Below are 7,770 nucleotides of genomic sequence, written 5' to 3'. Positions count from 1 at the left end.
CAGGTGCCCCAAGGCCTTCTTCTCCGCCATCGCTCTCGCCGCAATCCTCATCTATTGGCTATGAGTCCTGAGCCTAGGTGGGGCGTTCTGATAGTCCTGAGCTTGGCGCGGCAGTCCATCACAGTCTTCAGTCTCGGCCAGCCAATCAAGATAAGCCCATGACATACGCCGAAGGATGACGACCATCGGATAACCGAAAGCATCAGGCACATACATACCGTCCGATCTTCTCGTCAGGGCCCTCCTGGCGCTCTTGTTTGAACGCACGGTACTCTGCATATCAGCACGTTCCTGCTTCGGGCTGTCCTGTAAGGCTAGTTTTTCATTCCCCTGGCGACGCTTGGTCCGCCCGATAAAATCGATCGTCCGCATCACACGCGCTCCCATCCGGCCAGACCGCCAACAGGATGCGGGGCCGCATGCTCAACGGCTATGCGGTGTTTCCCGCGCCGATCGGCTATCGCTATGAGAAGCGATCCGGCGAGGGCAAGATTCTGGTACGGGACGAACCTGTCGCCTCCGTGATTCAGGAGGTGCTGCAAGGCTATGCTTCGGGGCGCTTCGGGTCCCAGGCCGAGGTCAAACGGTATCTGGAAAACTCGCCCGTCTTTCCCAAAGACCTGCCCGGTGGCCAAATCCGCCAGCAGAAGGTCAGCGATCTTCTGAACCGCGTCATTTATACTGGTCATCTCGAATACGAGCCCTGGGGCGTCACCCTGCGCAAGGGCAAGCATGAGGCGCTGATCTCGCTGGAAACCTTCCAGCGGATTCAGCAACGCAAGACCGAACGCAACATCGCTCCGATGCGTCAGGACATCACCCAGGACTTCCCCTTGCGTGGTATCATCTCCTGCGCCTGTTGCGGCGGGCTCATGACCTCCTGCTGGTCGCGCAGCAGCACGGGCAAGCGCTATCCCTACTATTTGTGCCAGACCAAGGGCTGCACCTTCTATCGCAAGTCCCTGCGTGCCGAGCGGATAGAAGAGGATTTCGCCAAGCTGATGCGTGGTCTCTCCCCGTCGAAAGGGGTGATGACCATGATGAAGGCGATGGTTCGGGATGTCTGGGACAAGCGAACGGCGCAAGCTGATGCCCTGAAGGCAGAACTGCTCAAGCAAGTGCGCGCGGTCGATACCAGGATCGCCACGACGCTCGACCGGATCATGGACTCAAATAGCCCCACGGTGATCGCGGCCTATGAAAAACGGATCGAAGAGATGGAGCGCGAGAAGCTGGTGCTGTCGGAAAAAGCCACCAAAAACCTGAAGCCGCGCCATAGCTTTGAAGACATTTTCGAACTCTGCGGACTAGTCCTGTCAAGCCCTTGGAAAATATGGGAAAACGGATCATTCATCCTGCGCAGAACACTGCTCAGACTGCTGTTTACAGGGCCACTTCACTACGATCCCCAAAAAGGGTTTCGAACGCTGCAAGTGTCTGTTCCGTTTGGATTTTTCGGGCTGAAAAGCCCGGAATGTAAAATGGTGCGGTCGAGAAGACTCGAACTTCCACTCCGGTTAAAGAACAGCGACCTCAACGCTGCGCGTCTACCAATTCCGCCACGACCGCACTATCGGGCTGATGTTCGCGCCGTATAGACGAGCCAAAAGCGGATGTGAAGGGGCAAATCGCGCCTCTTTTACGTCACGGTGATTTTCTTGCCGCCACGGTTCATGCTAGGTCGTTCTGACCTGATGGAGGAGCCTGCCATGACCACCCCCACCCTGCGGATCGACATCATCTCGGACATCGTCTGCCCCTGGTGCGTCATCGGGCTTTTGCAATTGCTGCAGGCGCTGGAAGCGCGCGGCACCCAGGCAGCGCTGCAATGGCATCCGTTCGAACTGAACCCCGCCATGCCTCCCGAAGGGCAGAATCTGCGCGAGCATATAGCCGAGAAATACGGCTCCTCCGCCGCCGACAGCCAGGCGGCGCGGCAACGGTTGACCGCGATCGGGGCCGAGTTGGGATTCGTCTTCGCCTTTTCCGACGATTCGCGGATGGTGAACACTTTCCTCGCCCATCAGCTGCTGGACTGGGCCGGAGAGCAGGGCAGCCAACTGCCGCTGAAACTGGCGCTGTTCCGCGCCTATTTCAGCCAGGGCCGCGATGTCTCCGACCCGCAGGTTCTGCTTGAGGTCGCCGCCGAGGCCGGGCTCGACCCCGAAGCCGCGCGCCAGGCGCTGGTCAGTGGCGATCACATCCAGCCGGTGCGCATGAAGGAAGACTATTGGCGGCAACAGGGCATCCAGAGCGTGCCGGCGATGGTGTTTCAGGGCAAATACCTGGTCTCGGGCGCGCAAGGCGTCGACGGCTACGGCAATATCCTCGACCAATTGGCGCAGATGGAAAGCTGATCCGATCTTTCCCCCGCCCCGCGACAGCGCTAAAGGGGGGCATGGTCGAATGGAAAATCAGCGACGGGCTGACTGGCTATCAGGATGCCCTGGACTTCATGGAGGCCCGCGTGGCGCAGATCGCCGCCGGGGAGGCCGAGGAATGCGTCTGGCTGCTGGAGCACCCACCGCTTTATACCGCAGGCACCAGCGCCAAGCCCGAGGATCTGACCGATCCCGACCGTTTCCCAGTCTTTGAGGCCAAGCGCGGCGGGCAGTACACCTATCACGGGCCGGGCCAACGGGTGGTCTATGTGATGCTCGACCTCAATACCCGCGGTCGCGACGTGCGCGCCTTCGTCAAACAGCTCGAGACCTGGGTGATCGCCGCCCTGGCTGAATTCAACCTGACCGGCCATATCCGCGACGGCCGGGTCGGCGTCTGGATCGAACGGCCGGACAAGCCGAAGACGATCAGCGGCAAGATGGCCGAGGACAAGATCGCCGCCATCGGCATCCGGCTGCGCAAATGGGTCAGCTTTCACGGCATCTCGATCAACGTCGATCCCGATCTGGAACATTTCACCGGCATCGTGCCCTGCGGCATTACCGAATACGGGGTGACCAGCCTGGTCGATCTCGGCCTGCCGGTCACCCTGGATGACCTCGACGTGGTGCTGAGGCGCAGCTTTGACGAGGCTTTCGGCGCGCCCGCCTGAGCCCTCGAACACCCCTGCCCCACAAGACGCCACCCTGACGCTGCCGCCCCGCGACACCCTATGGGCTTCGCGCATCACGCGATTGCGGAACACTCGCCGCAGGCGCTGCACAAAGCCCTCCCGCGGATGCGATACGCCACCCTCGGCGATATCTCCGACCGCAGCCCCCGGATCAGCGCCTCAGCCGGAAAGCCCCGGGAACGGACGGCGCGACCGGGCGAAGGGGATCGAATAGGGATCCGCCTCCCGACGCGTGGCGCCCTCCTTCGTTTGCTTCGGCGAAAACCCGGCCAGGATCACCAAGGCGATCAGCGGGGCCATAATGATAAGGCCAATGATCAGGCCAACCATGAAGTGCAGCATGTTCAGTCCTCCCTGAATCAGAGAGTAGCACGAAAACGCCGCGACACAATGACGCAGATTCTGCGCCCCTTCCCGGGCAGGTGGCGCGCCCCGCCGAAAGGGGGCGGCCAGACTGCGGCTCAGGTGCCGGATACGCCATGCCCGAACCGCGCCTCACCGACGCAGGCATTGGGGGCACATTCGATCTCCAGCGTGCTGTGACCGATGCCGAACTCCTCGCGCAGCAGCGCCTTGACCGCGCTCTTCACCGAATCCGCCCGGGGCCAATCGCTTTCCGCGATCACCAGATGCGCCTCCAGCGTCTTCTCGTGCTCCTGCATCTCCCAGAGGTGGAGGTGATGCACCCCCTCGACCCCGTCGACCGCCTCGATGGCATCGGCGACATCCTCGGCCTTCAGCCCGTCGGGGCCGGCCAGCATCAGCAGGCCAAAGACATCGCCCACCTCGGAGCGGACATGCCACAGGATATAGGCGGCGATCATCAGGGTGACCAAAGGGTCCACCCAGGTCCAGTCCCACAGGATCACCGCCACCCCGGCCACGATCACCGCGACCGACCCCAGCGCATCGGCCACATTGTGCAGGAAGGCCGCGCGGATGTTCATGCTGTCCTTCGACAGCGAATAGGTCAGCGCCGCCGTCGCCACGTCGATCACCAGCGCCAGCACCGCGATCCAGACCACCAGCCAGCCATCGACCGGCTCAGGTTCGAGAAACCGGGTGACGCCCTCGTAGATCAGGTAGATCGCCAGAACCACCAGCGTGGTGTAATTGACCAGCGCCGCCACCGCCTCGGCCCGGCCGTAGCCGAAGCTCATCCCGGCATTGGCCGGCCGGCGCGCCACCTTGCGGGCGAAGAAGGCGATTATCAGGGTGATGGCGTCCGAGAAATTATGCAGCGCATCGGCGATCAGCGCCAGCGACCCCGACAACAGGCCGCCCACGATCTGCGCCACCGTCAGGGCCATGTTCACCGCAACCGCCCAGGCGACGCGGGAATCGCCAGCGTCGCGATCCATGTGATGGTGGTGATGGTGGTGCGAATGATCATGCGGCATCGGAGGTCGTCCTTGTTCTGAGTCGCCTTGCACCCTAATCTCTCTAGCGACTAGAGCTTCAAGGGCCAAATCATGCTTTCGATCGGCGAAATGTCGCGGCGCACCGGGGTCAAGGTGCCCACCATCCGGTTTTACGAGGACAAGGGCCTGTTGCAGGCCACCGCCCGCAGCGATGGCAACCAGCGCCGCTATGATCAGGCGGCGCTGCACCGGCTCAGCTTCATCCGCCATGCCCGCGACCTCGGCCTGCCGCTCGACGATATCGCGGCGCTGATCTCGCTCGAGGGCGCCGACGGCGCCGCGCTGGACCGGGCGCATGACATTGCCCGCCGGCAGCAGGCCCGTCTGCGCCAGCGGATCAACAGCCTGCAACGACTGGAACAGGAACTGGACCGGATCGCCGCCGCCTGCGATGGCCATCACGAGGAAAGCTGCGCCGTGCTCCACGCCTTCGGCGACCACGGGCCCTGCGCCGGCCAACATTGACCGCCCCCAGGCCGGCAGGCGCCGGCGCAAGCAGTTAGACAGGGAAGGCCCCGGCGCCCGCCCGCTGGATGTTCCCCCGAGGCTCTTTTTCTAGCTGAAAATATCCTCGGGGGTGAATTGGCCCGAAGGGCCAAGAGGGGGCGGACAGCCCCCTCTCCTTACATCTCGGCCAGCGCGGCGCGGATTTTGGCGGACTGCTCGGCCAATACCGCCTGATCGGCCATCACCCCCGGCGGGCGCAGCCGGTCGCCCTCGTGGCGCGGCAGCACGTGGAAATGCAGATGGAACACCTCCTGCCCGCCCACCGCCTCGTTGAACTGCTGCACCGTCACCCCGCCGGCGCCAAAGGCCGCCATCACCGCGCGGCTCATCTTCTGGGTGGTGGCGATCACCGCCGAAAGCTGCTCGGCGCTGGCATCCAACAGGTTGCGGCAGGGGGTCTTGGGGATCACCAGACAGTGGCCATCGGCCCGCGGCATGATGTCCATGAAGGCGAAAGTGGCCTCATCCTCATAGAGCTTGTGGCACGGCAGCTCGCCGCGCAGGATCTTCGCGAAGATATTATCCGGATCGTAACTCATTGCCGTGAAACCCCTTTCCTCGGTCGGCCACAGGCGCGCGGCACACCGCGCGCGTTTGCAGCAGTAGTGCGGCGCAGGCCGCGCCAGGTCAAGGCCGCGGCGCCGCCGCAGTCGCCGGCACCAGCGCCGCGAGCCGGTCGAGCACGACGCCCGGATGTTGGTAGATCACCAGCTGACCACAGTCCGGCAAGACCGTCAGCTCGGCTCCCGGGGTTGCGGCGCAGAGGGCGCGGACATCCTCCAGCGCCACCGCCGGATCGTCGGTGCCGTGGAAGAAATGGATCGGGCAGGCCGTTGCTGCGACATCGGCGCTCCAGTCCCGCACCGCAAAATAGGCATCGCCCAGAAAACCCAGATGCCCCTGCGTCACCGAGAACCGATAGGCTTCGCAGAGCGCATCGAGCACTTCGGGACGATGGACCAAAAGCAGATCGGGGCTGCCCTCGGGATAGAGGGCGCGCCCGAAGTCGGAGACCAGCCCGCTATCGATCTGCGCCACCGCCACGCGCAGGATCGCCGGCAGCAGCAGCGGCGCCACCCGGGCAGTATAGCTGACGATGCGCTGACGTCGCGCCATCCTGCGGAACTGCGCGAGGGACCGGAACGGCAGGCTGCCGGAGACCGGCAATACCGCGGCCACCCGGTCAGGATGGCGCGCGGCCAGAGCAAAGGCATGGACCGCTCCGGCCATATGACCGATCACAGGCACCGCCCCCAGGTCGAAGCGGGACCAGATCGCATCGGCCTGCGCCAGCCCAGCCTCGACCGCCTGATCAGGCCGGTCGAGCGGTTCGGAATGGCCATAGCCGGCCCGCACCGGCGCCAATACCCTGAGCCGCCGCCGGGCCAGCTCCGGCTGCAGCAGCTTGAGCCCGGCCATCGCATCCAACATCCCGTGCAGAAACAGCACCGGCTGTCCGTCGGGCGGCCCGAACTCGTACAGTTCGAAACCGCGCCCCAGCGCATCCCGCATCCGCAGCCGCCCGACGCCAAATCCGCCCAGGCGTCCCGCTCCGGGGCCGGCACCGCGGCACAGCACCGCCACCAGGCGGATCAGATCGGCCTGGCTGGGCGCCCCGGTCTTGGCCAGCACCGATTTCGACTGGTTGCGCACCGTGTGTTCCGAGCGTTGCGTTCCTTCCGCGATCTGTTTCAGGCTGCGCCCGGCCATCAGATGGCGGACCAGGTCGACCTCGGCCGGCGACAGGCCGAAGCTGCGGGTCAGCAGCGCCTCGACCCGATCAGACCAGATCACCTCGAGCGGCTCGATCACCACCAGCCGCTCGCCCCCCTCAGCCTCGGCGCCCGGTTGCAGCCGCGCGATCAGATAGCGGGCGGAAAGATCGGTGCTGAGCACCACCGCCTCGGCACGCTGGCCGCCCTCGGCGCAAGAGGCCAGCAGAGCATGCAGCTGATGCACCGACCCGGCCGCCAGATGCGCTTCGAAGCCGGCCAGATCAGGGGTCTGGTCATCGCCCCGTTCCGCGCTGCGACTGCGGGCAAGCAGGCTGCCGTCGCAGCGCAACAGCAGGGCATAGCCGGCATGTTCCTCGATAAAGCGGCGGATCCCGGGCACCTTCTGCTGCCGCCCGATGCGCTCCAGGATGTCGAAGGCGCGGCGGAAGTGATCCTCCAGCTCGGCGCCGCAGATCACCACATCGTCACCGCAGCCGGCCGGGCGCACCTTGTCGATCCCCTTGGGACCGCCCAGCTCGTGCAGGACATGCTCGGACCAGAGTTCAAGAAAATCGTCATAGAGCTCGGGCCGCAGCACAGCCTCATAGATCGCAGAGATCACCTTGTCGCGACTCGTCTGTCGATCCTCTTCCCGATCCCCGTCCCACACGCCGGCGTCTGGCATCTTCCCCCACCCCGATGGTCACCGCCCCGATATGGTCCGGCAGAACCGGACCTCTCCGCGCAGCAGCATCGGAACGCGATACGCAGATTCCTGAGAAATTAACCCATTTGGGTCATGCACAAAAGCGACCATGGGTTAAAAATGCAGGTGTTCCGATGAGTGAGACCATTATCGCAAGTCCATTTTAGCCCCCGCCCCCGTCGCCATATTTTGGCCGGGCACGGACCTGAGGTGTCATCTCATGCATGATGCCGACGGGGTGCGGGTCTCATCCCTCCCCTCTCCTCCCTTGGCGGGAAACTGTCCGAGATCGCGCGCCACAGCGTGCCAGCCGCCGGGTGCCGAGAGCCATCAAGAACAGTCGAA

7 protein-coding genes, 1 tRNA gene and 1 pseudogene are annotated in these 7,770 nt (G+C 64.2%); 4 read left to right on the top strand and 5 right to left on the bottom strand.

Annotated features, from left to right (window positions below; all coding sequences use genetic code 11):
* Window positions 1-407: 407 nt before the first annotated feature.
* Window positions 408-944 (top strand): annotated as a pseudogene (locus ACN0V4_RS20595) (recombinase family protein); the annotation flags it as partial.
* Between the two features lie 538 nt (window positions 945-1,482).
* On the opposite strand, the gene ACN0V4_RS20590 reads toward ACN0V4_RS20595, so the two are convergent.
* Window positions 1,483-1,569: transfer RNA gene (locus ACN0V4_RS20590), tRNA-Leu, on the bottom strand.
* Between the two features lie 140 nt (window positions 1,570-1,709).
* Here ACN0V4_RS20590 and ACN0V4_RS20585 point away from each other — a divergent pair.
* Window positions 1,710-2,357, top strand: coding sequence for a DsbA family oxidoreductase (locus ACN0V4_RS20585; RefSeq protein WP_417679637.1), 648 nt, complete (start codon window positions 1,710-1,712; stop codon window positions 2,355-2,357).
* Between the two features lie 41 nt (window positions 2,358-2,398).
* Window positions 2,399-3,055: a lipoyl(octanoyl) transferase LipB gene (gene lipB / locus ACN0V4_RS20580; protein WP_417679635.1), complete on the top strand. Its 657-nt coding sequence runs from the start codon at window positions 2,399-2,401 to the stop codon at window positions 3,053-3,055.
* 180 nt (window positions 3,056-3,235) lie between these two features.
* Here the strand turns inward: lipB and ACN0V4_RS20575 are convergent, their stop codons facing one another.
* On the bottom strand, window positions 3,236-3,418 hold the full coding sequence (locus ACN0V4_RS20575) for a hypothetical protein (RefSeq protein WP_417679633.1): 183 nt from the start codon (window positions 3,416-3,418) through the stop codon (window positions 3,236-3,238).
* A gap of 119 nt (window positions 3,419-3,537) precedes the next feature.
* Window positions 3,538-4,476 (bottom strand): cation diffusion facilitator family transporter, encoded by a 939-nt coding sequence (locus ACN0V4_RS20570; protein ID WP_417679631.1) that lies wholly within the window; start codon window positions 4,474-4,476, stop codon window positions 3,538-3,540.
* Between the two features lie 72 nt (window positions 4,477-4,548).
* Between ACN0V4_RS20570 and ACN0V4_RS20565 the strand changes: the two genes are divergently transcribed.
* On the top strand, window positions 4,549-4,962 hold the full coding sequence (locus ACN0V4_RS20565) for a MerR family transcriptional regulator (protein WP_417679629.1): 414 nt from the start codon (window positions 4,549-4,551) through the stop codon (window positions 4,960-4,962).
* Between the two features lie 158 nt (window positions 4,963-5,120).
* On the opposite strand, the gene ACN0V4_RS20560 is transcribed toward ACN0V4_RS20565, so the two are convergent.
* Both ACN0V4_RS20560 and ACN0V4_RS20555 read right to left on the bottom strand, forming a co-directional pair.
* Window positions 5,121-5,543 (bottom strand): HIT family protein, encoded by a 423-nt coding sequence (locus ACN0V4_RS20560; protein ID WP_417679627.1) that lies wholly within the window; start codon window positions 5,541-5,543, stop codon window positions 5,121-5,123.
* A gap of 88 nt (window positions 5,544-5,631) precedes the next feature.
* Window positions 5,632-7,404, bottom strand: a complete 1,773-nt coding sequence (locus ACN0V4_RS20555) for an alpha/beta fold hydrolase (protein WP_417679625.1) — start codon at window positions 7,402-7,404, stop codon at window positions 5,632-5,634.
* Between the last annotated feature and the right edge of the window lie 366 nt (window positions 7,405-7,770).

The organism is Pseudodonghicola sp. (assembly GCF_048268305.1).
Classification (GTDB): Bacteria; Pseudomonadota; Alphaproteobacteria; order Rhodobacterales; family Rhodobacteraceae; genus Pseudodonghicola.
The sequence above is the reverse complement of the archived record's forward strand: the minus strand, read 5'-3'. Positions and strand labels throughout refer to the sequence as shown.

What these genes read in the sequence shown, in the direction of transcription:
- ACN0V4_RS20570 (WP_417679631.1), bottom strand. Translation starts at nt 4,476, where the DNA reads ATGCCGCATGATCATTCGCACCACCATCACCACCATCACATGGATCGC.
- ACN0V4_RS20560 (WP_417679627.1), bottom strand. Translation starts at nt 5,543, where the DNA reads ATGAGTTACGATCCGGATAATATCTTCGCGAAGATCCTGCGCGGCGAG.
- ACN0V4_RS20585 (WP_417679637.1), top strand. Translation starts at nt 1,710, where the DNA reads ATGACCACCCCCACCCTGCGGATCGACATCATCTCGGACATCGTCTGC.
- ACN0V4_RS20565 (WP_417679629.1), top strand. Translation starts at nt 4,549, where the DNA reads ATGCTTTCGATCGGCGAAATGTCGCGGCGCACCGGGGTCAAGGTGCCC.
- ACN0V4_RS20555 (WP_417679625.1), bottom strand. Translation starts at nt 7,404, where the DNA reads ATGCCAGACGCCGGCGTGTGGGACGGGGATCGGGAAGAGGATCGACAG.
- lipB (WP_417679635.1), top strand. Translation starts at nt 2,399, where the DNA reads ATGGTCGAATGGAAAATCAGCGACGGGCTGACTGGCTATCAGGATGCC.
- ACN0V4_RS20575 (WP_417679633.1), bottom strand. Translation starts at nt 3,418, where the DNA reads ATGCTGCACTTCATGGTTGGCCTGATCATTGGCCTTATCATTATGGCC.